The sequence below is a fragment of the Brucella tritici genome (assembly GCF_008932295.1).
In the GTDB taxonomy this organism is placed as follows: domain Bacteria; phylum Pseudomonadota; class Alphaproteobacteria; order Rhizobiales; family Rhizobiaceae; genus Brucella; species Brucella tritici.
In genome coordinates, this window is sequence record NZ_WBWA01000002.1 from 171002 (window position 1) to 196741 (window position 25740).

Genomic DNA, 25740 nt, shown 5'->3' on the forward strand with positions numbered 1-25740 from the left:
GATAAACGACAGGCCTATTCCACGTCGTCCTCTTCAAGCACTTCCGTTTCAGGCTCATCGGGAATGCGCGTGACACCGCGAAGCGCAAGATTGCTCTCCATCCGGCTCAGCATCTTGAGGAAGGTCTTGCGATCTTTCTTGTCGAGACCCTTCAGCATGTCCTTCTCGGTCTTGCGAATGGATTTCTCGATCGCCTTGATGGTCTCCAGACCCGTCTGCGTAAGATAGACATGCGACTGGCGCTGATCGGTTTCCGAGGCGCGCTTCGCCACGAACCCCTGCCCCTGCAGACGCGCGATGGTTTTGGTGATGGTCGGCGGACGCACACCCAGCCGCTGAGCAAGCACGCCCGGCGTCAGCCCGTCTTCGGCAGCCAGTTGCAACATGACCGCATCCTGCCCTGCATAAAGCCCCTGTTCCAGAAGCCGCGTGGCCAGCACCGTCCGCGACAGTCTTGCCACGGATTGCAGCCGGTAAAGTACAACCGCCTTATTGTCCTTGCTCATCGCCACCTCGCCCTTGTTTTTGACTTAGAGTGCATCCCCGAAAAGTGTGAAACAGTTTTCGGACGAGATGCGCTGTTCAAAATAAACTATTTCCTGTCGCCTGATCGATAGTCCCATCCATCCATATATCGTAAAATATTGTCCGACTTATGAAACAACAAGGCCCGGTTGCTGTCATGGCTAACGGACGTTACGCTCTGGGGCTCCATGAAATGAATAAAGCGAGGAAAACATGACCGATCTGCGCGATCAAAACAGCGACATGATTGTCGTCCTGCCCCTTGGCGCTCACGAACAGCATGGGCCTCACCTGCCATTTGAAACAGATACGATCATCGCCGAAGGCATTGTCGCGCGTGTCAGCGATGCGCTGCCGCCTGAGCTGAATGTCAATTTTCTGCCCGCACAGCCGGTCGGCTATTCCATCGAGCACATGGATACCGACGGAACCCAGAGCCTCGCCTTTGCCGAGGCCGTGAACCAGTGGATCGGTATTGGTGAAAACCTTCATGCCGGCGGCATTCGCAAACTGGTCATGCTGAACGCGCATGGCGGAAATTCGCCATTGATGACAATTGTCGCAACGGAACTGCGGACAAGGCTCGACATGCTGGCGGTTGCCACGAGCTGGACCCGTTTCGGCCTGCCGGAGGGCCTGATTACACCGGAGGAAAAAGCACTCGATATTCATGGCGGTTTCATCGAGACATCGGTGATGCTGGCGCTGCGCCCGGATCTGGTGGATATGTCGAAGGCACGCAATTTCTCCAACGCCCAGTTACGCTACGCCGAGGAGTTCAAGTTCCTGCGCGCCTACGGTCCCCACGCCTTCGGCTGGAAGATGCACGATCTCAACCCGGAAGGGGTTGCAGGCAACGCTGCTGCCGCGACGGCTGAAGCCGGAGAAAAACTGATCGCCAATGCGGTGTCCGGCTTTATCGAATTGCTGCGCGATGTCGACAGGTTCGATCTTGACCGGTTCAAATCGCAACGCCTCGCCAATCAGGCAGGATGATGCACTCGATCATCGCGCAAAGAAAACATGCCGAAGCATGGGCGCAATTGCGCCACGCACTCTGGCCCAACACCAGCCTTGAGCAGCATCTGCAGGATATTTGCGATACGCTCGATCAAGATAACCCTGATGCTGTAACGTTCATCGCGGAGAGTGCAATCGGCCAGATTGCGGGTTTCGCCGAAGCAGCGTTACGGCGTGACTATGTCAATGGCTGCTCGACATCGCCTGTCCTCTTCCTGGAGGGTATTTTTGTGTCTCCCGAATATCGCCAGCATGGCGTCGCGCGATTGCTTTGCGAAGCAATCGCAAACTGGGGCCGAGAAAAGGGCTGCACTGAATTTGCCTCCGATGTTTCACTTGAAAACCTTGACAGCCAGAACTTTCACGCAGCACTTGGTTTTGATGAAACGGAAAGGGTAATCTTCTATCGGAAACCTCTCTAGGAGATGTGGAATTTGCCCCTGCACCCTGACTGGCTTCGAGGAAAGCCACTGCCATCATCGTGAACGGCAACAATGTAATATTATAGCATTGCATATGGCATTCGCGCTGCCCTTCCCTTATATGAATTGTCCTATCCGAGGTTTCGGTGCTGTGCCGCTTTGCGCTGGCCGCGCACTGGCCACCTCGGGCCACGTTTTCAAAAGGCCACAACTTCAAGAGGCATAATCATGAGCCAGGCTGAAGCCCAAACCGAAGCTCCGTCTGCAACCGAGACGACCACTGAAGCTGGCCGCATTCCCGTGACCGTTCTGACCGGTTATCTGGGTTCGGGTAAGACCACTCTTCTCAACCGTATCCTGACCGAAAATCACGGCAAGCGTTATGCTGTCATCGTCAACGAGTTCGGCGAGATCGGCATCGACAACGACCTGATCGTCGAGTCGGACGAAGAAATCTACGAAATGAACAATGGCTGCATCTGCTGCACCGTTCGCGGCGACCTGATCCGCGTGGTGGAAGGCCTGATGCGCCGTCCGGGCCGTTTCGACGCCATCGTCGTGGAAACGACCGGCCTTGCCGATCCGGTTCCGGTTGCGCAGACCTTCTTCATGGACGACGACGTGCGCGCCAAGACCGGCCTTGATGCCGTTGTCGCCCTCGTGGATGCCAAGCACCTGCCGCTGCGCCTGAAGGACAGCCGCGAGGCGGAAGACCAGATCGCCTTTGCCGATGTCGTGCTCATCAACAAGACCGACCTCGTGACGCCGCAGGAGCTGGCCACAATCGAAGCCACCGTGCGCGCCATCAACCCGCATGCCATCATCCATCGCACCGAGCGCGCTTCCATCCCGCTCGACCGCGTACTGGATCGCGGCGCATTCGACCTGAAGCGCGTTCTGGACAACGATCCGCACTTCCTCGACCATGACCATCCCGATCACGTATGCGGACCGGATTGCGATCACGATCATGACCATCATGGTCACGACCATGGACATCATCATCATGCGCATGATCACGATCATCATGACCACCATCACGACCATGACCATGTGTGCGGTCCCGACTGCGATCATGACCATCACCACGATCACGCCTCGCCGATCCATGATGTGACGGTGAAGTCGGTGTCGCTCAGGGCTGGTGAAATCGACCCGGCGAAATTCTTCCCGTGGATTCAGAACATCACTCAGACGCAGGGACCGAACATTCTGCGCCTCAAGGGCATCATCGCTTTCAAGGACGATCCGGATCGCTATGTGGTCCAGGGCGTGCACATGATTATCGAGGGCGACCACCAGCGTGCGTGGAAGGAAGACGAAAAGCGTGAAAGCCGCCTCGTCTTCATCGGACGTGAACTCGACCCCGCCGCCCTGAAGGCCGGCTTCGAAAACAGTCAGGCCCGATGAAGCGCTTCCGGTTCCAATCGAACCGGGAAACCGCTTAACCGCCTATTTCTATGCATTTCCGGCAAAACCGCTTCTGCTGGAAATGCTCTCATCAATAAACAATACCGGAAGCCGATGCCTACAGTAGCTCCGCTCGACCTTGAAGGTCATTGTCTTTATGCGCGCTTTGTCAGCGGCATTCCCTTCTTTGCAATGGCCGATGGCTCGATCCATCAGCTCAATAACGGCAGCAAGACCTCAGCAGCCCATGACGGGCTGTTGAGCGCAACCGTTTCCGTTGACGGAAAGTCGCTCATCACTGGCGGCGAAGACGGTCGCGTGTGCCGTACCGACGTCGATGGGACGGTGACCGAACTTGCGAAGATACCGCGCAAATGGATGACCGCCGTGGCAGCAGGCCCCGGCGGAACTGTCGGTTTTGCATCGGGTCGCACTGCCTGGGTGCGCACGTCCGACGGCAAGGTGCAGGAATTTGCGCAGGAGCGCAGCGTCGAAGGCATAGCCTTTGCGCCAAAGGGCCAGCGGCTGGCAATTGCCCGCTATAATGGCGCAACCCTGATCTGGACCGGAACGGCGGCAAAACCCGTTGAACTGGAATGGAAGGGCGCGCATATCGGCGTGATCTTCTCGCCCGATGGCCGCTTCCTCATCACCTCGATGCAGGAAAATGCCCTGCATGGCTGGCGCCTTGAAGATACGAAGCACATGCGCATGACCGGCTATCCCGCGAAAGTGAAGGACTGGTCGTGGAGCGCCAAGGCCAAGTGGCTTGCCACTTCGGGCGCCCCGGCAGCAATCGTCTGGCCTTTTGCGGGCAAGGACGGCCCGATGGGCAAGGCCCCTCTGGAACTCGGCCTTCGTGGCGACAGCATGGTGACATCCGTTGCCTGCCATCCGGTCGAAGACATTGCTGCCATCGGCTATAATGACGGCATGATCCTGATCGTGCGTTTCGCCGACAGCAAGGAAGTTCTGCTGCGCCGCCCCGGCAAGGGCGCAATCACCAGCATGGGCTGGGATGAACAGGGCCACCGCCTCGTCTTCGGCTCCGAGGCCGGTGATTGCGGTGTGGTTTCGATAGCGGATTAGAGCGCATCCCGAAAAGTGTGAAACGATTTTCGGAAAAGATGCGCGTTAAGACAAATGATTAGAGCGCCGATCTGATCCGATCAGATCGAAACGCGCTCTAGACCCTGAACAGAAACCCTAGTCGCGGGGGAAACAGTCCTATGGACGATTCCCCGTTTCATCCACACAAGTGGACTGCTTGCAGATCCTCAGGCCTGACCGTTTCGTTTGGCGCGCGCCACGCCGAAAAGACCAGAGATCACCAGCGCCACGCCGACGCCCATCACCCCGTAACCCAATGCATTCGACGCAATGTCGCTCTGATTGGCGGAGGCAATGGCTGCGGCAGCTTCCGATGCGCCAGAGCCACCGGCCTTTGCATCCATCATAGCGACCATTCCCGGCTCGTTGCATTTCGGCAGCAACGACGATTTGGCATCGGCATTGTCACCATAAATATTCTGGATGATTTGTTCGCAGCGCTGTTGATCGGCACTCGAAACAGACGAGCCGCTTGCCTGATAATAAAATCCGCCTGCCACGAGAGCTGCGCCGATAACGGCCATCAGAACAGACGAACCTTTAGAACTTCTTCGAATCATACGATTTCCTTATTTAAATCTAGAATAGCTAATAGATCACACCGGCAACGGACCAACAATCGCAATCAATCCGCAGCGGTTTTATCCTGTTCATACAGGAGGAAGAGAATTTCAGTATGCTTTCACGTCGTTCTATTGTCCTCGGCGGAGTATCGGCAGTCTTTTCGACGTCCCTGCTCGTTGAAAAGACTTTCGCAACCGCCCCTGCGGCTGAGGTCGAACCATGGGCGCAAAAGCTGATTGCAGCGGCGGAAAGCCAGGTGGGAACGACGGTTCGCTATGACCCCGCCTATACGCAGTTGAAATATCCCGGCGGGGACGTTCCTCTCGATCGAGGCGTCTGTACGGATGTCATCATCCGCGCCTATCGACAGGCGTTGAATGCAGACCTGCAGGCCCTGGTCCATAACGATATGCGGAAAGCTTTCACGCAATATCCGAGAAACTGGGGCCTGAAGCGTCCCGACCCGAATATTGACCACCGTCGCGTGCCGAACCTTGCCGTGTTTTTCAACAGGAGCAATGCGGCTTTACCGGTTACAAAAGCCGCACAGGATTATCGTCCGGGCGACCTCGTTGCACAGATGCTTCCCGGAAACCTGCCGCATATAGCCATCGTTACACAGCGCTATAATGCCGAGGGCACACGTCCTTTGGTTGTTCACAATATTGGTGCAGGAACCCGGATTGAAGACCGGCTGTTTGAGTTCCCCATTACCGGCCACTTTCGCTATCGCCCAAATGCATGAAGCAAAGCCCGATCAGCGGGACTGACCGGGCTTCATTCAGGTTGACGCTAGCTTGTATTACTGGCCGCGTCGCGCAACCGCAGGCGCGCCATCCGGTCCGAGCGATGCCACCCATTGGCTGATGGCGGCGATATCCTTTTCACCCAGCATATGATCCGCATCGATGGTGCGGGCATCCACGCGGGCGCCACCGGAGCGCAGAAGTGCGGAAAGCGCTGGGGCAAACGGTGAGTAGAGCTTGTCTTCCTCACCCGTAATGGTCAGAACGCGCGCCTTGCTCAGATTGGCGACGGGGGCATTGTCCAGAACCGGCATCGAGCGCATCAGAACCGCGCGCTTCACCAGATCAGGATGCAGCATCATGGTCGCCGCCAGAAGATTGGCGCCGTTCGAATAGCCCACGAAGGTTGCATGGGTGAGATCGAGGTCCTTGTCGTCGGCCAGACGGGTCAGGAAGGTCACGAAGGCATTGGCTTCGAGCTTCACATCCTTCTGGTCGAACTTGACCGGCGAGATGCGCTTGTACCAGCGCGTGCCGCCGTCCTGCATCACGCGACCGCGAATGCCGAGCAGCGTGGCGCGCGGCCATATCTTGGAAGCCAGCGGCACAAGGCTGGTTTCATTCCCGCCCGAACCGTGCAGCAGGATCACCAGTTCATTCGAAGCATTTTCCGGCTTGTAGAAACGGTGGATGAACTGCTTGCTGCGCGAAAAATTCTGCTCCGGGGTTGTTTCCGTGTCCATCTTCTTCTCGCGCATTGTAACGCCTTCACCGAGCTTGGGAGCGCCCTGCTCTTCTTTCATCGATGCGGCAATAGCGTTCAGAGCCTTGCCCTGACCGTTCGTCGAAACAGGCTGTCCTTCAGCCAAAGCCGAGCCAGCCGTCACCGTGAGTGCAGCCGCCGCCAAAGCGGCAATAAACATCTTCTTTACCATGATCTCAACATAGCCAATGAGACGTTAACGAAGGTTTGAAGGCAGCTCTTCCCGGGTGCGTCCCCACCCCTGCCGGTGATAGTAATTTTATCCGACACATCTGTCCGAAATTGCTTCAGGCTCTTTCGGGATGCGCTAATGTAATGCCGTTAACAGCAGAGTTTTAGCGAGAATATGGCAGAATGCACGAAAAGTTACATCATGTTACAATTCTGTTACGCTTTCACGCGGTTTCAACAATGCGTGAACAAGGGGCAGGTCCCCAATTATCCATGCTTTTGACGCGTTTACGTGGGAGCCTATCTGCAACTTGAGGGTCAATTGTTTTGGAAGTGGGAGTAACCATGAGCAGCTTTAAACCGGGGCGTTTTTCATCCGCCCGCCTCACTTACGATGCGGTGACGCCCAAAAGCCTCTACCTGAACCGTCGCTCTTTCATGGTCGGCGCGGGTGCTCTGGCTGCTGCCGGTGTCGCATCGTCGGCTTTTGCCGACCCGCTCAAGGCAAAGGCTTCCGCCTATAAGGTGGATGAGAAGCTGACGCCGCAGGATGCTGTCACGACCTACAATAATTTCTACGAATTCGGCACGGACAAGAGCGACCCTTCCGCCAATTCCGGCAATTACAAGCCGCTGCCGTGGAAGCTCACCGTCGACGGCCTCGTGAAACAGCCGAAGGAATTCGACATTCAGGAACTGATTGCCAGCATGCCGCTTGAAGAGCGTATCTATCGGATGCGTTGCGTCGAGGCATGGTCGATGGTCATTCCGTGGATCGGATTTCCGCTCGCAAGCCTTCTGTCGCAGGTGGAACCGCTTGGTTCCGCCAAATACATCGCCTTTACCGGCGTCGTGCGACCGGAGGAAATGCCGGGCCAGACCGGTCTCTTTCAGGTTCTCGACTGGCCCTATATCGAGGGCCTGCGCCTCGATGAGGCCAATCATCCGCTGACGATTCTTTCGGTCGGCCTTTACGGCGAGACATTGCCCAATGCGAACGGCGCGCCGATCCGGCTCGTGGTGCCCTGGAAATACGGTTTCAAGGGGATCAAGGCGATCACGAAGATCAGCTTTGTCGAAAAGCAGCCGCCAACCTCGTGGCAACAGCAGGCGGCCAACGAATATGGCTTCTATGCCAATGTGAATCCGGAGGTCGATCATCCGCGCTGGAGCCAGGCGACCGAACGGCGCATCGGCGAAAGCGGTTTTTTGGGTTCGGGCCGCCGCCCTACATTGCCGTTCAACGGCTATGGCGAGGAAGTCGCATCACTTTACGCGGGCATGGACCTGAAGGCGAATTACTGACATGGCAGCAGCGACCCAGACGGTTAAAAAGAAGACGGCTCGTCCCGGCGAATGGAAGATCTGGTTGCTTTATGCGGTCGGTTTGGTCCCGGCCGTCTGGACCTTCTATCTGGGTGCAAGCGGCAATCTTGGCGCCGATCCGGTCAAGACTTTCGAACACACGCTTGGCCTTTGGGCTCTGCGTTTTTTGATTCTGACCCTGATGGTAACGCCGATCCGCGACCTGACCGGCATGGCTTTTCTGCGCTACCGTCGGGCGCTCGGCCTGCTCGCCTTCTATTATGCACTGATGCACTTCGCCACCTATATGGTGCTGGATCAGGGCCTGAACATTTCCGCCATCGTCACCGATATCGTGCGACGGCCTTTCATTACCATCGGCATGATCAGCCTGGTTCTGCTGGTGCCGCTGGCGCTGACCTCCAACAACTGGTCGATCCGCAAGCTCGGCCGCCGCTGGAACAGCCTGCACAAGCTGGTCTATGTCGCAATCGCAGGCGGCGCGATCCATTTCGTCATGTCGGTGAAAAGCTGGCCTGCCGAACCGGTCATCTATGCCGGGATCGTCAGCGCGCTGCTTTTATGGCGTCTGGTGCGCCCTCACGCCCGCAACCGCAAGCCCGTTTCCCGCCCACGCGGCGAAGCAATGGCGGTAAAGAAATAAGCCCTGGCACGCCAATAACTTTCTACAGTTTCTAATGTAGAAAGTTAAATTTACTATTCTAACGGTTCCCCCCATGACATAGGGATGCAAATCATGTCAGTATCGCCGCGATTTCCGCACACAGAATAATTCCTGGCAGCGGCAACCGACGAATACGGAATGCATATGTCATCTCTCCTGAAATCGGCTCCCGTCCGCATCGCAGGCAAGTTCGTCTTCATTTTATTCGTCCTTATCTTTGCGATATGGGCCAGCTTCGCCATGTGGTTCCAGTTGCCCTTCGGCGATGCCATGCGCGGATCGATCATCGCCGTGTGGCTTCTGATCTCTCTCGGGGTCATTGCAGGCGAAAGGCATTATAGCTGCTGGCGCAGGCGGCTGGTCTTCTGCCTTCTGGCGCTGGTGATGCTGGGGGCATGGTCCACCGTCCGCCCCTCCCTCAACCGCATATGGGCGCCCGACGTTGCCCGCACGGTGACGGGACAGATCAATGGCGACATTGTCACCCTTTCCAATGTCCGTGACTTCATCTGGCGGACGACCGAAGATTTTACGCCCAACTGGAAAGAGGAAACCTACGATCTCAGCAAGATCGCGACGGTAGACGTCTTTCTTTCCTACTGGTCGGGCCCGGCAATCGCCCATACGCTTCTGTCATTCGGTTTCGAGGATGGCCGTCATGTGGTCTTTTCCGGTGAAATCCGCCGCGAACACCATGAGGTCTATTCGCCAATCGCGGGTTTCTTCCGCAAATACGAGCTGGCGATGATTGCCGCCGAAGAGCAGGACATCATTTATCTGCGCACCAATGTCCGCAAGGAAAACGTCTATCGCTATCGCGTGAAGCTGCCGCCTGTGGGAGCGCGCGAACTGTTCCTGTCCTATGTCGAGCTTGGCAATGAGCTGGCAGAGCAACCGAAATTCTATAATACGCTGACCGCGAACTGCACCACGATCATCTTCCACATGGCACGGGTGCTGGACCCGACCTTCCCGTTCGATTACCGCATTCTTCTGTCAGGCTACCTGCCCGGCTATCTGTACGATCACGGCTGGATCGAAAATGGCGGCACGCTGGAGGAAGCACGGGAACGCGCATCTATAGATGCAAGGGCGCTTGCAGGCGGACGCGACGGCTTTTCGCAACGTATCCGTGAATAAAAAATCCGCCGAAGCGACTGCTCCGGCGGATATTCAGGTCAATCGAAAACAGCTCACACCGCAGCGGTGATGATGATTTCAACCTTGTAGTCAGGCGTTGCCAGCGCAGCTTCGCCGGTGGCGCGGGCGGGCGTGTGAGCCGGATCGACCCATGCGTCCCAGACAGCGTTCATTTCGCCAAAGTCCTTCATGTCGGCAAGCCAGATGATGGCCTGAAGGATCTTGGTCTTGTCGGAGCCCACTTCCTTGAGGAGGCGGTCCACCTCGGCCAGAACAGCCTTGGTCTGTTCGGTAACGCTGGCGCCCGGATTTCCCACCTGACCGGCGAGATAAACGGTGTTGCCGTGAATGACGGCCTGGCTCATGCGCGGACCGACTCCGATGCGACGGATGCTCATGGTGAACTCCTCTCAATAATGCTCTTCTGCGGAACCAGTCCCGCATGTGAAAATGTTGCGCATCCTTATTAAAGCCCTAGTTTGCTTTGGCAATGCCAATGCCGGTCCGAATGATGCAATTTCAGTAAAAAGAGCATTTCCAGCGACACCGCTCCAAAAAGGAGGTGGCATGAAAGAGGTCGCGCTCACTGGAAGAACGGATCGCTGAGATGCAGATGATTTTGGGACAGTCACGTTTTGTGCCGTTTGGCTTACCTTATTGGGGTTTGAAACGCTTCAATGAAGGAGAGCAAAACGTGACTGCACTTTATGATTACCACATCGGGGTCGATTACCACAAAGCCTATAGTCATCTGGTTGTTCAGGATTCCGCCGGGAAGACGCTACGGTCTGGCCGAGTGAAGAACGATCGGCAATCGCTTGCTTCATTTCTTGAGCGCTATCGAGACAACAGCCACGCTGTCGTAGAAGCCACGCGCAATTGGATGGTGATCTACGACTGGCTCGACGATATCTGCGACGATGTCGTGCTCGCCCATCCTTTGAAGGTGAAGGCGATCGCCGACGCGAAGATCAAGACAGACAAGATCGACGCAACCGTTCTTGCCCATCTTCTCCGCGCTGATCTGGTTCCAGAAGCTTATGCGCCGTCGGATAGGGCCCGGGAGCTACGCCTCGCGCTGCGTGAACGGATGTTTTACGTGCGGCTTCGCACGATGGTGAAGAACCGGATCGTGACAGCATTCGACCGTTATCCGGAGCAAACGGCGCAGTTGAAGAAGCTGGGCGACCTGTTTGGCAAAGTTGGGCGACAGCAGCTTGCCACGCTGGATGTGTCGGAAATCGACCGTGTTCAGATTGATCGGAGCCTGGCATTCATCGGCGACATCAACGAACGGATCAAACAGGCGGAAACCACGATCCGGGCGATGACGAAGACCAACGCAAATGTGAAGCTACTGAAGACCATCCCCGGTATCGGAGAGTTCTTCGCCAGACTGATCGATGCCGAGATTGATGACATTGGCCGTTTCCGCAATCCAAAGAAGCTGGCCGCCTATGCCGGTCTCGTTCCTTCGACCTATTCGTCGGGCGGCAAGACATATCACGGCAGGATCATCAAACAGGGCAACAAGTGGTTGCGCTGGGCTTTTGTCGAGGCTGTTCAGCCAGCCGTCGCGACCGACCCGCACCTTCGCGCCCAGTATGAGCATCTGAAATTGAGAGGAACCAACAAGGCGCGCGTTGCAATAGCACGCAAGCTTTTGACGATTGCCTTCCAGATCCTGCGTGATCAGCGCCCCTACGAGCGGCGCGACGCCAACGCAGAGGAAGGCGCATCGTCCACGATATCCCGGCTGTCCTGATGACTGGCTAGCGAGCCCGGCAGGTCTGGGCTGCGCTCTTAAAGGAGAATGGGAAGCCGGGAGCCGAACGCCACTCTGTGACCGAAGCCGGAAGAGAAACGGCATCAGGGGCACGAATTGGAGAATGGTTCAGAACCGAAGGGCGGCGAATATCTGTCCTTCGACGGGAAAGATTTACCGATCGGACCAAGTGCCGATCAAAACGCAACAGAACCCAGGGAAAAGCCACGCAAATCATGCGTTTTTGCCCTTGAGTTCTTTCATTGGAGCAAGCTCATGATGAACCGCCGTCAGATACTGGCCGCAACGGCAGCCGGTGCCGCAACGATTGCGATTTCAGGTGGCGAAAGCCTTGCGCAGCGCGTGCCGACGGTTGCGGAAGTGCTTTACGACAAGGAAATTCCTGTTCTGGGCAACCCGAACGGCAATGTGACCATCGTGGAATATTTCGACTACCAATGCCCCTATTGCAAGAAGGGGCACGGCGAACTGATGCGCGTGGTCAAGAATGACGGCAATGTTCGTCTTGTGATGAAGGACTGGATCATCTTCGGCGACACGTCGGCTTATGCCGCACGTCTCGTTCTGGCCGCAGAAAAGTCCGGCAATTATGTGAAGGCCATGGAAGCGTTGATGGCAACGCCAGGTCGTCTCACACCGGAACAGGTGGATGCGGCACTGAAGAAGGGCGGGCTCGACCCGGCAAAGCTCAATGCAGCCTATAAGGCCGATTCAAAGCGCATCAATGCTATTCTTGAACGCAATATGGATCAGGGTGAAGCTTTTAATTTCGGCGGCACGCCTTCCTTCGTCATCGGCACCAAGCTTTATGGCGGTGTCATGAAGGAGCCGGAATTGATCGAAGCGATCAAGGAAGCGCGAAAGTCTTGAGCTGATACGATTGACGAAGGGCGGAGCTAAAATAGCTCCGCCCTTTCTGATTCAAAACGGATAATGCTGCGGACCTTCGATGGTGATCCAGCGCAGATCGGTAAATTCATTAATGACGGCCTTTCCGCCGAAACGGCCATAGCCGGAAGACTTCACGCCGCCGAAAGGCATTTGCGCTTCGTCGGCAACCGTCGGGCCGTTGATGTGACAGATGCCGGTTTCAAGCTTTTTCGAAAGTGCCAGCGCCCGTTTCACATCCTGACTGAAGATCGCCGATGAGAGCCCATATTCGGTGTCGTTGGCCACGCGGATTGCCTCTTCAGCATCCTTGACGCGGATGATGGGTTTTACCGGCCCGAAGGATTCCTGCGCATAGATGTTCATGTCCGCCGTCACATGATCGATGATCGTCGCCTCGACGATTGAACCTTCGCGCTTGCCACCTGCCAGAACCTTGCCATCTTTCGCCACTGCATCCTTGATGAGTGCATCCATGCGCTCAGCCGATTTGAGGTCGACCAGCGAACCGAGAACAACGTTGCCGCGTGGATCACCGGCAGGCAGGGATTTTGCCTTGGCGGCAAGCTTTTCGGCGAAGGCATCCGCTACCTTTTCATGCACGATGAAGCGTTCCGTGGACATGCAGATCTGGCCCTGATTCATGAAAGCGCCAAAAGCTGCGGCTTCGACTGCCTGGTCCAAATCGGCATCTTCCAGCACGATGAAGGGCGCCTTGCCGCCCAATTCCAGCAGCACTGGCTTCAGATGTTCTGCGGCCTGTTTGGCGATGATCTTGCCGACATAGGTAGAGCCGGTGAAATTGATGCGGCGGATAGAAGGATGGGCGACAAGGGCCGCGACGATTTCCGGTGCGTCCTCAGGTGCATTGGAAATGACATTGACCACACCGGCAGGGAAGCCAGCATCGTTGAGTGTCTTGACGATCAGGTGATGAACGCCGGGGCAGGATTCGGACGAACGCAGAATAACCGTATTGCCGCAGGCAAGTGCTGCCGCTATGGCGCGCACGCCGAGAATGATCGGCGCATTCCACGGCGCCATGCCAAGCACCACACCAACCGGCTGGCGCACGGCCATGGAAACGATGCCGGGTTTGTCCGAAGGAATGATCTCGCCGGTAATCTGTGTGGTGAGCGCTGCGGCTTCGCGCAGCACGCCGGCCCCAAGATGGACGTTGAAGCCCGACCATGGGGCCGTTGCACCGGTTTCTTCGAGCATGAGACGGGTGAATTCGTCGGCCCGGCTTTCCATCAGGTCCGCTGCCTTGTTCAGAAGCGAACGACGCTCGTTCGGGCCGGTTTCAGACCAGTTTTCAAAGGCTTTCGCGGCAGATTTCGCAACCGTATCGACATCGGCGAGGTTGGCCGCAGGCGCGGTAGTAGCGATTTTTCCGGTGACCGGGTCCTTGCGGTCGAAGGTCCTGCCCGATGCGGATGCCGTTTCCTTGCCGTCGATGATGAAGCCGATTGTCGTCATGGTCTTCTCCCTGTTTACCTTTCATATCATGGTATAAAAGCAGGAAGCTTGCATGATCCTTATTTGTGAACAGACTGTGCAACGGCGCTGTTTCGAATTTGAAAGCAAGCAGCGGAGTGTAGCTTCGAGGCGGTGGCATTAGCCTTCCTTCATGCTCATATTGAAGGAATACGGACATGAACCTTATGACCATGAAGACCCACGACCCTGACGAAAATCGCTGGCAAAAGGTACTCGACCGCGACAAGGCGTCGGACGGTACATTTGTCTACGCCGTGCGCACTACAGGCGTTTATTGCCGTCCATCATGCCCATCGCGGCGTGGAAAGCGCGAAAATGTGCAGTTCTTCGACGTCTGCGAGGATGCGGAACGCGCTGGCTTCCGGCCATGCATGCGCTGCAAGCCGCATCTGTCCGAGACATTGGCAACGCAGAACAGCACCCGTTACGCCGATATGGTTGCGAGTGCCTGCCGCTTCATCGAGACGGCGGAAGAAGTGCCTTCGCTTGAAGAAATAGCAGCGCACGTGAAGGCGAGCCCTGCGCATTTTCATCGTGTATTCAAGGAGTTCACAGGACTGACCCCGAAAGCCTATGCCGATGCGCATCGCGCGAGGAAAATGCGGGCGGCGCTTGATGCGCCGGAAATCCGCGTAACTGACGCGATCTATGATGCCGGTTACAATTCCAGCAGCCGCTTTTATGAGGCTTCGGACAGGATTTTGGGAATGACTCCAAAGGCTTACAAGCAGGGTGGCAAGAATGCGGAGATCCGCTTTGCCATCGGCCAGTCGGCGCTCGGGGCGGTGCTGGTGGCTGCAAGCGACAAGGGCGTCTGCGCTATTCTGATGGGCGATGACCCGGAAGAACTGATCCGCGATCTGGAAAAGCGGTTTCCGCAGGCCAATCTCATTGGTGCGGACCGTGAGTTCGAGGATATGGTGGCGGAAGTGGTCGGCTTTGTCGAAGCGCCACGTGTCGGTCTCGACCTGCCGCTCGATCTGCAGGGAACCGCTTTCCAGCAGCGCGTCTGGCAGGCCTTGCGCGAAATTCCTGCGGGTAAAACAGTTAGTTACACTGAAATTGCCGAACGGATAGGCGCGTCGAAATCGGTACGCGCTGTGGCGCAGGCCTGCGCGGCCAACAAGATTGCTGTCGCGGTTCCGTGCCACCGGGTCGTGCGCAACGATGGCGGTCTCTCCGGCTATCGCTGGGGCGTCGAGCGCAAGCGTGATCTCCTGAAGCGGGAGAGCCAGGCATGAACAGAAATGAACCCTCACAGGCCGGAAACATCCCTGCCTATGACTGGCAAAAAATCGGCGCCGAACTGGATGAGTTCGGCGCCACAATCCTCGAAAACATAATTTCGTCACAAGAGTGCCGTGAATTGGCCGCCAGCTACTACAATCTGGCCGCATTTCGAACCGTTATTGCGATGCGAAAACACGGTTTTGGGCGCGGAGAATACAAATATTACGCAAATCCCATTCCGGCCTTAATTTGGAATCTGCGCCAGAAGCTCTATCCGCAGCTTGCGCCCATAGCCAATCGATGGAGTGAGAGACTGGGATCGGATATCCGTTTTCCTCCGACCCATGACGAATTTCTGGACTGGTGCCACGCGGCAGGGCAGACCCGTCCGACACCGCTCATCCTGCAATATGTCGAGGGCGACTATAATTGCCTGCATCAGGATATTTACGGCGATATCGCATTTCCGTTGCAGGTTGCGATTTTGCTTTCCGAACCTGAGAAGGATTTTACGGGCGGGGAATTCGTGCTGACCGAACAGCGCCCCCGGATGCAGAGCCGTGCGGAAGTCGTGCCGCTCCGGCAGGGCGACGGCGTGGTTTTCGCGGTTAATGACCGTCCAATGCAGGGCACGCGCGGCGATTATCGCGTCAAGATGCGGCACGGTGTTAGCCGCATCCGTTCCGGCCAGCGGCATACGCTGGGCATAATCTTTCACGATTCCAGATAAAGCATGTCTCCTCAAAGTGGGAACCGCCCTCGCGGGGAAATCAGTCCACTGGACTGATTTCTGGGCCCGCTACGATGGGATAAAGACATGCAAGAAAACAAAAGCTTAAAGCGTGTTGTGTGAATATGGTAAGATGCGACACGCTTTAGAGGTTGAAACCGGCGTTTCGATCGCCTTTGATCGCGGCTAGAGCATGATTCCGAAAAGTGGGAACCGGTTTTCGGGTAAAAACATGCTCAAACAAAAAGTTTCGAGCGGGATTATGGTTCAACTTGAAAACATCACGCTCTAAACGATCAAAGGAGTCGGATATGAGCGTGACCATCTACGGTATCAAGAACTGCGACACCATGAAGAAGGCGCGCACCTGGCTTGAAGACCATGGCATTGATTACGGATTTCACGATTACAAAAAGGAAGGACTCGACGGCGAAACGCTCGACCGCTTTCTGAAAAGCGTTCCGTGGGAACAGTTGCTCAACCGGGCCGGAACGACGTTTCGCAAACTGCCCGAGGAAGAACGCCAGAACGTCGATGCCGCCAAGGCGCGGGCACTGATGCTGGCGCAGCCATCCATGGTCAAGCGTCCGGTTCTCGACAAGGATGGAAAGCTGACGGTCGGTTTCAAGCCGGATCAGTATGAAAACTTCTTCAAACCTTGAGGTGGAGGAGCACTGCCATAGATAGCTGCCGATAAGCAGATGGAGAGATCTATGCGGCAGCGCGCGAATATGGTCGTTCAGCAATGGTCTGCAAGCTGGCGCGATTCTCTGATCGCTTCCTTCGCAGGCGGTGTCGCATGGCTGATCTGCCAGTTGGCGCTGGGCCAGCCGAAACCTGTCTTTGCGATGGTCACGGCGGTAATCTGCCTGGCGCCGAACCTGCCCAACCATGGCAAGCAGGCGATAGGGGTGATGGTCGGCGTCACGACAGGCGTGCTGGTCGGCGAGCTTTCTCTGCTCTTGCCCGAAACGGTGCCGGTCTTCCACACAAGCATAGTGACATTCGTTGCCATGGTTCTGGCGACCTCTTTCGGCATGGCCCCGGCAATTGCCATCCAGTCGGGCGTTTCGGCGATACTGGTTCTCGCCATGGGGCCGCAGGTCGCAGGCGTTACGCGGCTGGTCGATGTTCTGGTGGGAGCCGGGGTAGGCCTGCTATTCAGCCAGATATTGATGACGCCAAGTCCCCTGCTTTTGATTGATAAGGCCGCTCGCGGCCTGCTCGACCGCCTCGCAAAAGGCCTGAAACAATCGGCGGTGGCACTGGAAAAGCAGGACCCTGTGCGGGCACAAAGCGCAATCAACCAGTTCACATCGGCGCATCGGGCGGTGATCGCATTGGGCGACGGTATCGCATTGGCACGCAGCAATGCGCGCTGGTCGTTGCGCGGGCGACTGGTGGCGCGTGAGGTCACGGAAATGGCGGGCCGGTATGACCGGCGCGGCATTCGTCTTTATGCATCGGCGCTGCTGTTCGGCGAAGCGCTGGGCAATGCGCTGCGAAAGAAGGAGGCCCCACCGCCGCGCTGGCTGGTGGAAGCCTTGCAGATTGTCATCGCCAATTGTGAACTGGAGGAGGGGCAGGAACCAGGCCGGGTCCCGCCCATGCCAAACGATATTCCATTCGGCTGGCGCGATAGCGCGCACCGGCTGATATCGGTTCAGGATACGCTGCTGCACTTCCTGCATTCCGATCTGCCGGATAGCATTCCTATCGCCGGAAGGAAGACTGAAGAAAAGCCAACTGCAGCATAGGTGGGCGCACACTGCTGCTGCAGAAAGACGTCACGCCGCTGAAACTTCACGCCGTTCCAGTATGCGGTCGATCAACCCCCATTCGAGACCTGCCTCCGCAGTCATGAAATTATCGCGGTCAAGGGCGCGTTCCACCTCTTCATAGGTCCGACCGCAATGTTCGGCATAAAGACGCGTCATCAACCTCTTGGTTCGTTGTGCTTCCTCCGCATGGATGAAGATGTCCGATGCCTGCCCCTGAAAGCCACCGGAAGGCTGGTGAACAAGCAGGTTTGCGTTGGGAAGGGCAGCGCGATGACCGGGCTCTCCCGCCATCAGCAGGAAGGAGCCCATCGAGCGGGCCGTCCCCATGCAAAGCGTGTGCACGGGTGCACGGACATAGCGCATCGTGTCATAGATCGCGAGGCCGCTGGTCACAACGCCGCCCGGCGAGTTGATATAGAGATTGATCGGCTGTTTGGAATTTTCCGCTTCCAGAAACAGCAATTGTGCGCAGATAAGCGCGGATACGGTGTCATTCACTTCGCCATTGAGAAAGATGATCCTTTCGCGCAGCAGACGCGAATAGATATCGAATGACCGTTCGCCTCGGCTCGACTGTTCCACGACCATAGGGACGAGTTGCATGGTTTCGCGCATCGGCGAACTCCTCTTTTTTCTAGAGTTTCAGAGCGTCAGGCGGTCAAGCGGCGCGCATCATCGGCGCCCGGTTGCTGTTGGCGGCAACTGCCGCAGTGCGCTTCAGGCGAGTGTCGTTCAGTTCATGGAAGACGCGCAGACAGGTGCCGCCGGAAATGCCCGGTACAATGCGGAACGTGATCATGCTTTCCAGAAAGGGCGGTTCGCTTTCCCGCATCCGGTAGCTGATCTCCTCACCGGGCTTGCAGGATGCAGGCTCCGGATCGGCCAATGCTTCGGATGGAAGCCAGTTTTCGCGAAACTCCGGAATGCTGATTGCGCGCCAAACTTTCTGCGGCGCGGCATCCAACTCATATTCAAGCTCGATGGCTTTTTCGGGTGCTTCTTCCTGCCGGTCGGTCATTGGTCCATATCCTTCAGCAAGGTTTTGAGAGCGTCGATACGTTCCGGCCAATAGATGCGATATTTCGCGAGCCAGTTGGCGATGAGCGTCAGTCCGTTCGGATCGACTTCGTAATTGACGAAGCGCCCCTGGCGTTCCTCACGCACCAGTCCCGCACCGCGCAACACGGCCAGATGCTGCGACATGGCGGGCTGGCTGATTTCCACGCCCTCCCGTAGTGCACTGGCATTCATGCTGCCCGATGCCAGCTTCTCGAAAATCATCCGGCGGGTCGGGTCGGCAAGTGCCCTGAATACATCATTCTCATTCATGCAATCACATAAGCACTCACTTATGCGATTCGCAAGACCTTACTTGAAAACAGACGCCTCGATTAATCAGATGAATGAAACTGCATGGTGAAGACATTTCCGCCGATACCCTGCGCAAGTGATGGCGCAAGTTTCAGCGGCGTGCATTTTTCAACCGCCTCAATTGCAGCATTGACGAACGCCTTTCTCGCCTTGTCGTCACCCTGAACGTTGATCGCGCTGGCGCGAGGAGGTCCAATCAGACTTCCGTCACGTTTGAAGCTGAAGCTGAGGGTAACGGCAGAATTTTTGCTGTCCGAAGGTGGGGACCAGCAGGCGTTCAGTGCACTGCCGACATCGTCCATCGTCTTCAGTTCCTGCGCCTGAACGGTACCTGTGGCGGCGATTGTAACGGTGGCTAACAGACAAACGGATAGTCCCGATCTATTCATCCTGATCCTCCATCAAGAGAGTGTATTCAATCTATTGTAGGTCTGCTTCGGTAGAGTTCAAATCCAACTCTGTGGTTGCAGCCTCAATCCGCGTGATCGATCCGATCAGAAAAATTCAATTGTCCCTGGATGATTGAGGTTTATTTTCCCGCTGATGACCGAGACCTCCCTGGAAATGACCAAGCCTGCATCTTCACAACATCGCACTGCTGTCCGTTATGCTTTCGGCGGTTTTCTGGCCATGGCAGCAGCCATGGGGATCGGGCGTTTCATCTATACGCCGATCCTGCCGGGAATGATGGCCGATGTTGGCTTCACCACCGCCGATGCGGGTTTCATCGCATCGGCAAATTATATCGGCTATCTGCTGGGGGCCGTCGTCGCCGGTTATGGATGGTCTGCGGGCATCGAACGGAAAAGTGTGATCGCGGGCCTTATCGTCAGCGGATTGCTGTGCGCTGCCATGGCGCTCTTCGGCGGCGTCTGGCTGTTCTCCATCATCCGTTTTGCAGCGGGTTTCATCAGTGCGGTGACCATGATCCTTTGCACCGCAATCGTTCTAAGCCATGTTACTGCGGCGGAAAGAGCCGGGCTTGGCGCCCTGCATTTTGGCGGCGTCGGCAGCGGCATTGCACTGTCTGCCGTTCTTGTGGCGCTGATCCGTTTTGCCGGGCTCGACTGGCGCGCCGACTGGATCGGCGCTGCGGCTTTGACCATTGTGATGGCTGTTCTCGTTGCGGCTTTCGTCAGGGAAGGGCCGGTCGGTGGCAAAAGCGGCACGCGCGAACCGCCGCTTCCCCAAAGCTTCGCCTTCAACGCGCTGGCGCTGGCTTATGGCATTTTCGGCTTCGGCTATGTGATAACAGCCACGTTCCTCATTGCAATCGTGCGCGCGACCGATGGTGGCCCGCTGATGGAAGCGGCTGTGTGGGTAGTGACCGGCCTGACGGCTGCGCCCTCGATCTGGCTGTGGGCGCCGGTTGCCAGAAAATTCGGCCTCTTCAATGCATTTGCCCTGACGGCCATTCTGGAGGCTGTCGGCGTTGCCGCGAGCGTAGTGCTGGCTCCACCGCTCGGGCCTCTGGTGGGTGGTGCGCTTCTCGGCATCACTTTCATGGTATTGACGGCGTTCGGATTGCAGATCGCCCGCACACTCGCACCGGCTTCGCCAAAACGCGCTTTGGCGCGGATGACGGTCTGCTTCAGCATCGGCCAGATCGTCGGCCCGCTGGTTGCGGGCTTCATGGCGCAGCGCTCCGGTTCGTTTACTTCGGCTAGTCTGGCCGCAGCGCTTTCGCTGGTCGTCGTCGCGGTGCTTGGCATCATGGCGGGCCGCATGACAAGATCACAGAGCTGAAACCTTACAAGAATTTAACTGGTAAAGGTGCAAAGACCGGCGTTTTATGAAAAAAACCTCACGAAGCCGGACTGAAATTCAGTGTTTGTGTCATTCTTTCCTCGCCCGAAATTGTTCTTCTGGTCCGCGCTGGTCTGGAGCCTGCTTGCGGTGTTCGGCTGGTATGAAGGAGGGGAAAGGCTGGGCGCAACATTCGGTCTGCCGCCTCTGGCGCACGACGCGGCGCCGATCATCGGTGCAAGCCTGTTCTGGTCGGCGCCTTTTCTCTGGTTCTATATCTATTTCGCGGTGGCGACGTTCGCTTTCTACCTGTTCTGGGCATGGTTTTCACCCCATCGCTGGCAGCGCTGGTCGATACTCGGATCGGCTTTGATCCTGTTCACCACCTATTTCGGCGTGCAGGTCAGCGTTGCGGTCAATGCCTGGTATGGACCTTTCTACGATCTGGTTCAAAAGGCACTGACAACGCCCGGAGCCGTCAGCGCCTCCGATTTCTACTGGAGCATGGTCACCTTCGCCGAGATTGCCTTTATCGGCGTGACGGTCGGCGTTCTGAGCCTGTTCTTCGTCAGCCACTATATCTTCCGCTGGCGTTCGGCGATGAACGAATACTATGTCAGCCATTGGCCGAAACTGCGTTCCATTGAAGGTGCGGCCCAGCGCGTGCAGGAAGACACGATGCGCTTTTCCACGACGCTGGAACAGCTCGGTGTCAGCCTCGTCAAATCGGTGATGACGCTGATCGCCTTTCTGCCGGTCCTGTTCAGTTTTTCAGAAAAGGTCAGCGAGCTACCGGTGGTTGGCATGGTGCCGCATGCGCTGGTCGTGGCAGCGATTTTCTGGGCTGCTTTCGGCACCGGATTTCTGGCGCTCGTCGGTATCAAGCTGCCGGGGCTGGAGTTCAACAATCAGCGTGTCGAAGCGGCTTACCGCAAGGAACTGGTCTATGGCGAAGATCATGCGGATCGCGCGGAGCCGATCACGCTCGGCGAACTGTTTCGCAATGTCCGGCACAATTATTTCCGGCTCTATTTTCACTATGTCTATTTCAACGTCGCCCGCATTTTCTACATTCAGGCCGATAATATTTTCCCGACCCTGATCCTTGTTCCGTCGATTGTGGCTGGCAAGCTGACGCTTGGCCTGATGAACCAGATCACCAATGTCTTTTCGCAGGTGCAGGGATCGTTCCAGTATCTCGTCAATTCATGGACGACGATCATCGAGTTGCTGTCGATCTACAAGCGTCTGAGGGCCTTTGAGGCGGTCATCCATGACGAGCCGCTGCCGTCGCTCGATCAGGCAAATCTGAAGACGACACCCTCAACTTAAAGAGGGTGTTTAAGATCTGTTCTGGCCCGCATGGACGGCATCTTTGTCGAGACTGTCCAGATAATCGCTGTAGGTGGTGCATTTGACATCGGGCTTGGTGCAGACTTCCGTTACGAGCCGTTCCATAGCGCGCCAATAGGCGCCGTCATTCATCAGCACGAAATGGAAGCCGAGCTGCAGCGGAATGCGCTCGCCGGTATATTGCTTGTCGAATGCCGCCCGGAATGCCTTGTAGGCTCGTTCCTCGAAAGCCGCCGATTGCTGCGGCGCTTCCTTGCCTTTCGAGTGACGGATATAAAGATTATAGTCCATCGCCACGATAGGACGTTGTGACGGGCCTTCCGGAACAAGAGGCAATCCGAAAGAAGCAAACTGACCGGCAAGGGTCGGCTCTTCGGGACCGCGTGTGATGGAGGACGCCTGATAGCGGAACCCGTTTGCCTTGAGCGCATCCTGCACCGGCTTCGATGCGGCGAGATAGGGCGCTCGGAAACCGTCAATGCCCTTCAGCGCAAGATCGCGCCAGCCTTCCGGCTCGCCGTCGATGCCGTTATTCCTGTAGGCGTCAGCGGTGATGCGTCGGAATTCCTCGATCTCCTTGTCCCAGTCGGCGGTCGACCAGTCGGTGCCGTCAAAATGGCCGCAACCATGGCTGGCGATCTCGTTTCCTTCCAGATGCGCCTGCCAGATATTGCCAAGGCGGGCGACGACTTCGTCGCGGCTGAGCGCAAAGCCGACATTGGACGAACCCGCCCGCTTGTGAGGCGGCTTGTAGTCCCGCCGGTCCTGTTTGGTCAACAGGAAGACGCAGGAGAGGAAATAGGTGAAGTGGGCATTGTTCTTCTTCGCCAGCTTGCGCGAGCGGGTCCACAGCGCATTGTCATGTGCGCCATCGAAGGAAATCAGCACATATTGCGGCTTTGCAGACATTGGTTCTGCCTGCGCAGTGCAGGTGGCCAGAACCAAGGCGGACATAAGAACAGGGCGGGGGGACAGAAAGCGCATGATTCACGAAACGAAGCGGGGGAGGAACAGTTCCACTAGTTCTTGAATAAGGCTATTGTCGGACCGAAATGCACTTTGTGACACGTGTTTAGGCTTATTTCGCAGACGGGTCTTACATATGGCGCGAAATGCGACTAAAAGCGCCAGAACGAACAAATATGAACATCAATTTGGCTTTAGTGGCAGGTCCATGGCAGACGACAGTTTCATTCGCGAGGTAAACGAGGAAATCCGTTCGGAACGGGCAAAGCAGATCTGGCGGAATTTCGGTCCGCTGTTGATCGGCGGTGCTGTGGCCATCGTTCTGGGAACGGCTGGCTGGGTCGGCTATCAGCACTGGGTCGACAGCAAGGCTTCCGCTTCCGGTGACAAGTTCCTCGCCGCACTGGACCTCGCCTCGGAAGGCAAGAACGACGAAGCGCTGACCGCGCTCGACGATCTGGAGAAGACCGGCTACGGCTCCTATCCCGTGCTGGCACGCCTGCGCGCTGCATCGGTTCTCGCGGACAAGGGCGATGCCGCCGGTGCCGTGAAGGCTTTCGATGACGTCGCTGCCGATAATGCCGTGCCTGCACCGCTTCGCGATGTCGCGCGCCTGCGTGCCGGCTATCTGCTGGTCGACAACGGTTCGTATGATGACGTCGCCAAGCGCGTCGAAACGCTTTCCGCAGACGGCAACCCGATGCGCTCAAGCGCGCGCGAAGCGTTGGGTCTGGCTGCCTGGAAGGCTGAGCGTTTCGATGATGCGGTCAAACTGTTCCAGCAGATTGCCAATGACAGTCTTGCTCCGGCCAACATCCGCCAGCGTTCCAATACGATGCTCGATCTGATGCGCAGCGCAGGCGTCAACGTGCCTGACGCGCAAAGCACATAATAAAACAAGCGCATCCCGAAAAGTGCGAAGCGGTTTTCGGACAAGATGCGCGTCAAGATAAATAAATAGAGCGGTTCCACGTTTCGGTTGAAAGCGGAACCGCTCTGGTTTCTGGAGTTATCTTCTCCCATGGGTTTCACAGTCGCCATCGTCGGGCGTCCCAATGTCGGCAAGTCCACGCTGTTCAATCGCCTCGTCGGTCGCAAGCTGGCGCTGGTCGATGACCTGCCGGGCGTCACGCGCGACCGGCGCATCCACGATGCCAAGCTCTACGATCTGAAGTTTCAGGTTATCGACACGGCAGGTCTTGAAGAAGCTGCCAATGACAGCCTGGAAGCCCGCATGCGCGCGCAGACCGAGGCTGCCATTCAGGAAGCCGACGTGATCCTTTTCGTGGTCGATGCCAAGAACGGCCTGACGCCGACCGACAGCACCTTCGCGGAAGTGGTGCGCCGTTCCGGCAAGCCGGTCGTGCTGGTCGCCAACAAGGCGGAAGCGCGCGGCGCGCAGTCCGGCATGTACGACGCTTTCCAGCTTGGACTTGGCGAACCGTGCCCGATCTCTGCCGAACACGGTCAGGGAATGCCCGACCTGCGCGACGCCATTGTCGAACTCTTGGGCGAAGAGCGTGTCTTTGCCGACGAGAAGGAAGAGGAAGTTGCCGATGAGGTCTTCACGCCGAAAGCCGTCGGTGAATTGATCGGCGACGACATCGAAGACCCGGACGAAGAAGAAATCCCGGCCTATGATGCGACCAAGCCGCTGCGGATAGCCATTGTTGGCCGACCCAATGCTGGCAAGTCGACGCTCATCAATACGATGCTTGGTGAAGACCGCCTGCTGACGGGACCGGAAGCAGGTATTACCCGCGACTCGATCTCGGTGGATTGGGAATGGCGTGGCCGCAAGATCAAGCTGTTCGATACCGCCGGTCTGCGCCGCAAGTCGCGCGTGCAGGAAAAGCTCGAAAAGCTTTCGGTAGCTGACGGCCTGCGTGCGATCCGTTTTGCGGAAGTCGTCATCATCGTTCTCGATGCGACGATCCCGTTTGAAAAACAGGATCTGCAGATTGCCGATCTCATCATCCGTGAAGGCCGTGCGCCGATCATCGCGTTCAACAAATGGGATCTGATCGAGGACCGCCAGATGGTTCTGGCTGATCTTTACGAAAAGACGGCTCGCCTGCTGCCACAGGTGCGCGGGCTTCGCGCCGTGCCGATTTCCGGCGAGCGCGGACAGGGTATCGACAAGCTCATGGAGAATGTCGTCAAGACCCACGAAATCTGGAACCGCCGCGTTTCGACCGGGCGCCTCAACCGCTGGCTTGCAGGCGTCATCGCGCACCAGCCGCCACCGGCAGTTTCTGGGCGCCGCCTCAAGGTCAAATATATGACGCAGGTGAAGACCCGGCCGCCGGGCTTTGTCGTGTCCTGCTCGCGCCCCGATGCGATGCCGCAATCCTATGTGCGCTATCTCATCAACGGTCTGCGTGAAACTTTCGATATGCCAGGTGTGCCGATAAGGCTTTCATTGCGCACTTCGGATAATCCGTTCGCAGGCCGCGCGAAGAAAAAGAAATAAACGCCATAGAGAGAAAAAGCCCGGATCGCTCCGGGCTTTTTTGTTTGAAGGGGTG

The 25740-nt window shown here is 57.0% G+C and carries 28 protein-coding genes; 18 read left to right on the forward strand and 10 right to left on the reverse strand.

All coding sequences use genetic code 11. From position 1 onward, the window contains the following. Nucleotides 1-14 precede the first annotated feature (14 nt). Entirely contained in the window at nt 15-506 is a 492-nt protein-coding gene (locus tag F9K91_RS02960) for a MarR family winged helix-turn-helix transcriptional regulator (protein WP_012091455.1), read from the reverse strand. Nucleotides 507-738: 232 nt separating this feature from the next. Here F9K91_RS02960 and F9K91_RS02965 point away from each other — a divergent pair, with 232 nt between their 5' ends. From F9K91_RS02965 to F9K91_RS02980, 4 genes are all read left to right on the forward strand, one after another. Continuing rightward, on the forward strand, nt 739-1521 hold the full coding sequence (locus F9K91_RS02965) for a creatininase family protein (protein ID WP_151558721.1): 783 nt from the start codon (nt 739-741) through the stop codon (nt 1519-1521). Continuing rightward, nucleotides 1518-1967 (forward strand): aminoglycoside 6'-N-acetyltransferase, encoded by a 450-nt coding sequence (gene aac(6'), locus F9K91_RS02970; protein ID WP_412842135.1) that lies wholly within the window; start codon nt 1518-1520, stop codon nt 1965-1967. Before F9K91_RS02965 ends, aac(6') begins: the two co-directional genes overlap by 4 nt. A gap of 228 nt (nt 1968-2195) precedes the next feature. Continuing rightward, nucleotides 2196-3377, forward strand: a complete 1182-nt coding sequence (locus F9K91_RS02975; RefSeq protein ID WP_061345617.1) for a CobW family GTP-binding protein — start codon at nt 2196-2198, stop codon at nt 3375-3377. 114 nt (nt 3378-3491) lie between these two features. Further along, nucleotides 3492-4466 carry a WD40 repeat domain-containing protein gene (locus F9K91_RS02980; protein WP_151558725.1) on the forward strand — a complete coding sequence of 325 codons (975 nt, stop codon included), beginning with the start codon at nt 3492-3494 and terminating at the stop codon, nt 4464-4466. 188 nt (nt 4467-4654) lie between these two features. Here the strand turns inward: F9K91_RS02980 and F9K91_RS02985 are convergent, their stop codons facing one another. After that, entirely contained in the window at nt 4655-5047 is a 393-nt protein-coding gene (locus tag F9K91_RS02985) for a hypothetical protein (RefSeq protein ID WP_151558727.1), read from the reverse strand. Nucleotides 5048-5163: 116 nt separating this feature from the next. Between F9K91_RS02985 and F9K91_RS02990 the strand changes: the two genes are divergently transcribed. Continuing rightward, nucleotides 5164-5796: a DUF1287 domain-containing protein gene (locus F9K91_RS02990; protein WP_114216190.1), complete on the forward strand. Its 633-nt coding sequence runs from the start codon at nt 5164-5166 to the stop codon at nt 5794-5796. 57 nt (nt 5797-5853) lie between these two features. Here F9K91_RS02990 and F9K91_RS02995 read toward each other — a convergent pair whose 3' ends face one another. Then, the gene (locus tag F9K91_RS02995) at nt 5854-6732 is read right to left on the reverse strand and encodes an alpha/beta hydrolase (protein ID WP_109988698.1); all 879 of its coding nucleotides are present in this window, start codon (nt 6730-6732) and stop codon (nt 5854-5856) included. Between the two features lie 344 nt (nt 6733-7076). Between F9K91_RS02995 and msrP the strand changes: the two genes are divergently transcribed. The 3 genes from msrP to F9K91_RS03010 all read left to right on the forward strand — a co-directional run bounded on the left by msrP (nt 7077) and on the right by F9K91_RS03010 (nt 9861). After that, nucleotides 7077-8036 (forward strand): protein-methionine-sulfoxide reductase catalytic subunit MsrP, encoded by a 960-nt coding sequence (gene msrP / locus F9K91_RS03000; protein ID WP_151677156.1) that lies wholly within the window; start codon nt 7077-7079, stop codon nt 8034-8036. Between the two features lies 1 nt (nt 8037). Next, nucleotides 8038-8700, forward strand: a complete 663-nt coding sequence (gene msrQ, locus F9K91_RS03005) for a protein-methionine-sulfoxide reductase heme-binding subunit MsrQ (RefSeq protein WP_151677157.1) — start codon at nt 8038-8040, stop codon at nt 8698-8700. A gap of 165 nt (nt 8701-8865) precedes the next feature. Beyond that, nucleotides 8866-9861, forward strand: coding sequence for an Lnb N-terminal periplasmic domain-containing protein (locus F9K91_RS03010; protein WP_192799341.1), 996 nt, complete (start codon nt 8866-8868; stop codon nt 9859-9861). 53 nt (nt 9862-9914) lie between these two features. On the opposite strand, the gene F9K91_RS03015 is transcribed toward F9K91_RS03010, so the two are convergent. Further along, on the reverse strand, nt 9915-10259 hold the full coding sequence (locus F9K91_RS03015; protein ID WP_061345609.1) for a RidA family protein: 345 nt from the start codon (nt 10257-10259) through the stop codon (nt 9915-9917). Between the two features lie 296 nt (nt 10260-10555). Here F9K91_RS03015 and F9K91_RS03020 point away from each other — a divergent pair, with 296 nt between their 5' ends. After that, complete coding sequence (locus F9K91_RS03020) at nt 10556-11626, forward strand: IS110 family RNA-guided transposase (protein WP_151558936.1); 1071 nt, start codon at nt 10556-10558, stop codon at nt 11624-11626. Nucleotides 11627-11902: 276 nt separating this feature from the next. Continuing rightward, entirely contained in the window at nt 11903-12517 is a 615-nt protein-coding gene (locus F9K91_RS03025; protein WP_071633616.1) for a DsbA family protein, read from the forward strand. Between the two features lie 51 nt (nt 12518-12568). Here the strand turns inward: F9K91_RS03025 and F9K91_RS03030 are convergent, their stop codons facing one another. Continuing rightward, entirely contained in the window at nt 12569-14014 is a 1446-nt protein-coding gene (locus F9K91_RS03030; RefSeq protein WP_151651705.1) for an aldehyde dehydrogenase, read from the reverse strand. Nucleotides 14015-14190: 176 nt separating this feature from the next. On the opposite strand from F9K91_RS03030, the gene ada reads away from it, so the two are divergent. The 4 genes from ada (at nt 14191) to F9K91_RS03050 (ending at nt 17752) form a co-directional block, all read left to right on the forward strand. Further along, nucleotides 14191-15276: a bifunctional DNA-binding transcriptional regulator/O6-methylguanine-DNA methyltransferase Ada gene (ada, locus tag F9K91_RS03035; protein WP_151651704.1), complete on the forward strand. Its 1086-nt coding sequence runs from the start codon at nt 14191-14193 to the stop codon at nt 15274-15276. Next, nucleotides 15273-15995 (forward strand): 2OG-Fe(II) oxygenase, encoded by a 723-nt coding sequence (locus F9K91_RS03040; RefSeq protein ID WP_151554293.1) that lies wholly within the window; start codon nt 15273-15275, stop codon nt 15993-15995. The genes ada and F9K91_RS03040 overlap by 4 nt, the downstream gene beginning before the upstream one ends. A 311-nt stretch (nt 15996-16306) precedes the next feature. Beyond that, entirely contained in the window at nt 16307-16657 is a 351-nt protein-coding gene (locus tag F9K91_RS03045; protein WP_061345067.1) for an ArsC family reductase, read from the forward strand. A 51-nt stretch (nt 16658-16708) separates the two neighbouring features. After that, the gene (locus F9K91_RS03050; RefSeq protein ID WP_061345068.1) at nt 16709-17752 is read left to right on the forward strand and encodes an FUSC family protein; all 1044 of its coding nucleotides are present in this window, start codon (nt 16709-16711) and stop codon (nt 17750-17752) included. 30 nt (nt 17753-17782) lie between these two features. Here the strand turns inward: F9K91_RS03050 and F9K91_RS03055 are convergent, their stop codons facing one another. The 4 genes from F9K91_RS03055 to F9K91_RS03070 all read right to left on the reverse strand — a co-directional run bounded on the left by F9K91_RS03055 (nt 17783) and on the right by F9K91_RS03070 (nt 19536). After that, nucleotides 17783-18391 (reverse strand): ATP-dependent Clp protease proteolytic subunit, encoded by a 609-nt coding sequence (locus F9K91_RS03055; RefSeq protein WP_012090764.1) that lies wholly within the window; start codon nt 18389-18391, stop codon nt 17783-17785. A gap of 43 nt (nt 18392-18434) precedes the next feature. Then, nucleotides 18435-18794 carry an SRPBCC family protein gene (locus F9K91_RS03060; protein ID WP_151677158.1) on the reverse strand — a complete coding sequence of 120 codons (360 nt, stop codon included), beginning with the start codon at nt 18792-18794 and terminating at the stop codon, nt 18435-18437. Further along, nucleotides 18791-19105 carry an ArsR/SmtB family transcription factor gene (locus tag F9K91_RS03065; RefSeq protein ID WP_151651701.1) on the reverse strand — a complete coding sequence of 105 codons (315 nt, stop codon included), beginning with the start codon at nt 19103-19105 and terminating at the stop codon, nt 18791-18793. The genes F9K91_RS03060 and F9K91_RS03065 overlap by 4 nt, the downstream gene beginning before the upstream one ends. Nucleotides 19106-19167: 62 nt before the next feature. Next, on the reverse strand, nt 19168-19536 hold the full coding sequence (locus F9K91_RS03070) for a hypothetical protein (protein WP_151554290.1): 369 nt from the start codon (nt 19534-19536) through the stop codon (nt 19168-19170). A gap of 175 nt (nt 19537-19711) precedes the next feature. On the opposite strand from F9K91_RS03070, the gene F9K91_RS03075 reads away from it, so the two are divergent. Both F9K91_RS03075 and sbmA read left to right on the forward strand, forming a co-directional pair. Next, the gene (locus tag F9K91_RS03075; protein WP_151554428.1) at nt 19712-20893 is read left to right on the forward strand and encodes a YbfB/YjiJ family MFS transporter; all 1182 of its coding nucleotides are present in this window, start codon (nt 19712-19714) and stop codon (nt 20891-20893) included. A gap of 81 nt (nt 20894-20974) precedes the next feature. Next, nucleotides 20975-22225, forward strand: a complete 1251-nt coding sequence (sbmA, locus tag F9K91_RS03080; protein WP_151651699.1) for a peptide antibiotic transporter SbmA — start codon at nt 20975-20977, stop codon at nt 22223-22225. A gap of 9 nt (nt 22226-22234) precedes the next feature. Here the strand turns inward: sbmA and F9K91_RS03085 are convergent, their stop codons facing one another. After that, nucleotides 22235-23230 (reverse strand): polysaccharide deacetylase family protein, encoded by a 996-nt coding sequence (locus tag F9K91_RS03085; RefSeq protein ID WP_151651698.1) that lies wholly within the window; start codon nt 23228-23230, stop codon nt 22235-22237. 190 nt (nt 23231-23420) lie between these two features. Here F9K91_RS03085 and F9K91_RS03090 point away from each other — a divergent pair, with 190 nt between their 5' ends. After that, the gene (locus tag F9K91_RS03090) at nt 23421-24104 is read left to right on the forward strand and encodes a tetratricopeptide repeat protein (RefSeq protein ID WP_061345075.1); all 684 of its coding nucleotides are present in this window, start codon (nt 23421-23423) and stop codon (nt 24102-24104) included. Nucleotides 24105-24233: 129 nt separating this feature from the next. Further along, complete coding sequence (gene der / locus F9K91_RS03095) at nt 24234-25685, forward strand: ribosome biogenesis GTPase Der (RefSeq protein ID WP_010658311.1); 1452 nt, start codon at nt 24234-24236, stop codon at nt 25683-25685. Nucleotides 25686-25740 lie beyond the last annotated feature (55 nt).

What these genes read in the sequence shown, in the direction of transcription:
- F9K91_RS03045 (WP_061345067.1), top strand. Translation starts at nt 16,307, where the DNA reads ATGAGCGTGACCATCTACGGTATCAAGAACTGCGACACCATGAAGAAG.
- F9K91_RS02980 (WP_151558725.1), top strand. Translation starts at nt 3,492, where the DNA reads ATGCCTACAGTAGCTCCGCTCGACCTTGAAGGTCATTGTCTTTATGCG.
- F9K91_RS03040 (WP_151554293.1), top strand. Translation starts at nt 15,273, where the DNA reads ATGAACAGAAATGAACCCTCACAGGCCGGAAACATCCCTGCCTATGAC.
- F9K91_RS03060 (WP_151677158.1), bottom strand. Translation starts at nt 18,794, where the DNA reads ATGACCGACCGGCAGGAAGAAGCACCCGAAAAAGCCATCGAGCTTGAA.
- der (WP_010658311.1), top strand. Translation starts at nt 24,234, where the DNA reads ATGGGTTTCACAGTCGCCATCGTCGGGCGTCCCAATGTCGGCAAGTCC.
- F9K91_RS02975 (WP_061345617.1), top strand. Translation starts at nt 2,196, where the DNA reads ATGAGCCAGGCTGAAGCCCAAACCGAAGCTCCGTCTGCAACCGAGACG.
- ada (WP_151651704.1), top strand. Translation starts at nt 14,191, where the DNA reads ATGAACCTTATGACCATGAAGACCCACGACCCTGACGAAAATCGCTGG.
- F9K91_RS03030 (WP_151651705.1), bottom strand. Translation starts at nt 14,014, where the DNA reads ATGACGACAATCGGCTTCATCATCGACGGCAAGGAAACGGCATCCGCA.
- F9K91_RS03010 (WP_192799341.1), top strand. Translation starts at nt 8,866, where the DNA reads ATGTCATCTCTCCTGAAATCGGCTCCCGTCCGCATCGCAGGCAAGTTC.
- F9K91_RS03085 (WP_151651698.1), bottom strand. Translation starts at nt 23,230, where the DNA reads ATGCGCTTTCTGTCCCCCCGCCCTGTTCTTATGTCCGCCTTGGTTCTG.
- F9K91_RS03050 (WP_061345068.1), top strand. Translation starts at nt 16,709, where the DNA reads ATGCGGCAGCGCGCGAATATGGTCGTTCAGCAATGGTCTGCAAGCTGG.
- F9K91_RS02990 (WP_114216190.1), top strand. Translation starts at nt 5,164, where the DNA reads ATGCTTTCACGTCGTTCTATTGTCCTCGGCGGAGTATCGGCAGTCTTT.
- msrP (WP_151677156.1), top strand. Translation starts at nt 7,077, where the DNA reads ATGAGCAGCTTTAAACCGGGGCGTTTTTCATCCGCCCGCCTCACTTAC.
- F9K91_RS03015 (WP_061345609.1), bottom strand. Translation starts at nt 10,259, where the DNA reads ATGAGCATCCGTCGCATCGGAGTCGGTCCGCGCATGAGCCAGGCCGTC.
- F9K91_RS03025 (WP_071633616.1), top strand. Translation starts at nt 11,903, where the DNA reads ATGATGAACCGCCGTCAGATACTGGCCGCAACGGCAGCCGGTGCCGCA.
- F9K91_RS02985 (WP_151558727.1), bottom strand. Translation starts at nt 5,047, where the DNA reads ATGATTCGAAGAAGTTCTAAAGGTTCGTCTGTTCTGATGGCCGTTATC.
- F9K91_RS02965 (WP_151558721.1), top strand. Translation starts at nt 739, where the DNA reads ATGACCGATCTGCGCGATCAAAACAGCGACATGATTGTCGTCCTGCCC.
- F9K91_RS02960 (WP_012091455.1), bottom strand. Translation starts at nt 506, where the DNA reads ATGAGCAAGGACAATAAGGCGGTTGTACTTTACCGGCTGCAATCCGTG.
- F9K91_RS03075 (WP_151554428.1), top strand. Translation starts at nt 19,712, where the DNA reads ATGACCAAGCCTGCATCTTCACAACATCGCACTGCTGTCCGTTATGCT.
- F9K91_RS03055 (WP_012090764.1), bottom strand. Translation starts at nt 18,391, where the DNA reads ATGCGCGAAACCATGCAACTCGTCCCTATGGTCGTGGAACAGTCGAGC.
- msrQ (WP_151677157.1), top strand. Translation starts at nt 8,038, where the DNA reads ATGGCAGCAGCGACCCAGACGGTTAAAAAGAAGACGGCTCGTCCCGGC.
- F9K91_RS03070 (WP_151554290.1), bottom strand. Translation starts at nt 19,536, where the DNA reads ATGAATAGATCGGGACTATCCGTTTGTCTGTTAGCCACCGTTACAATC.
- F9K91_RS03065 (WP_151651701.1), bottom strand. Translation starts at nt 19,105, where the DNA reads ATGAATGAGAATGATGTATTCAGGGCACTTGCCGACCCGACCCGCCGG.
- F9K91_RS03090 (WP_061345075.1), top strand. Translation starts at nt 23,421, where the DNA reads ATGGCAGACGACAGTTTCATTCGCGAGGTAAACGAGGAAATCCGTTCG.
- F9K91_RS02995 (WP_109988698.1), bottom strand. Translation starts at nt 6,732, where the DNA reads ATGGTAAAGAAGATGTTTATTGCCGCTTTGGCGGCGGCTGCACTCACG.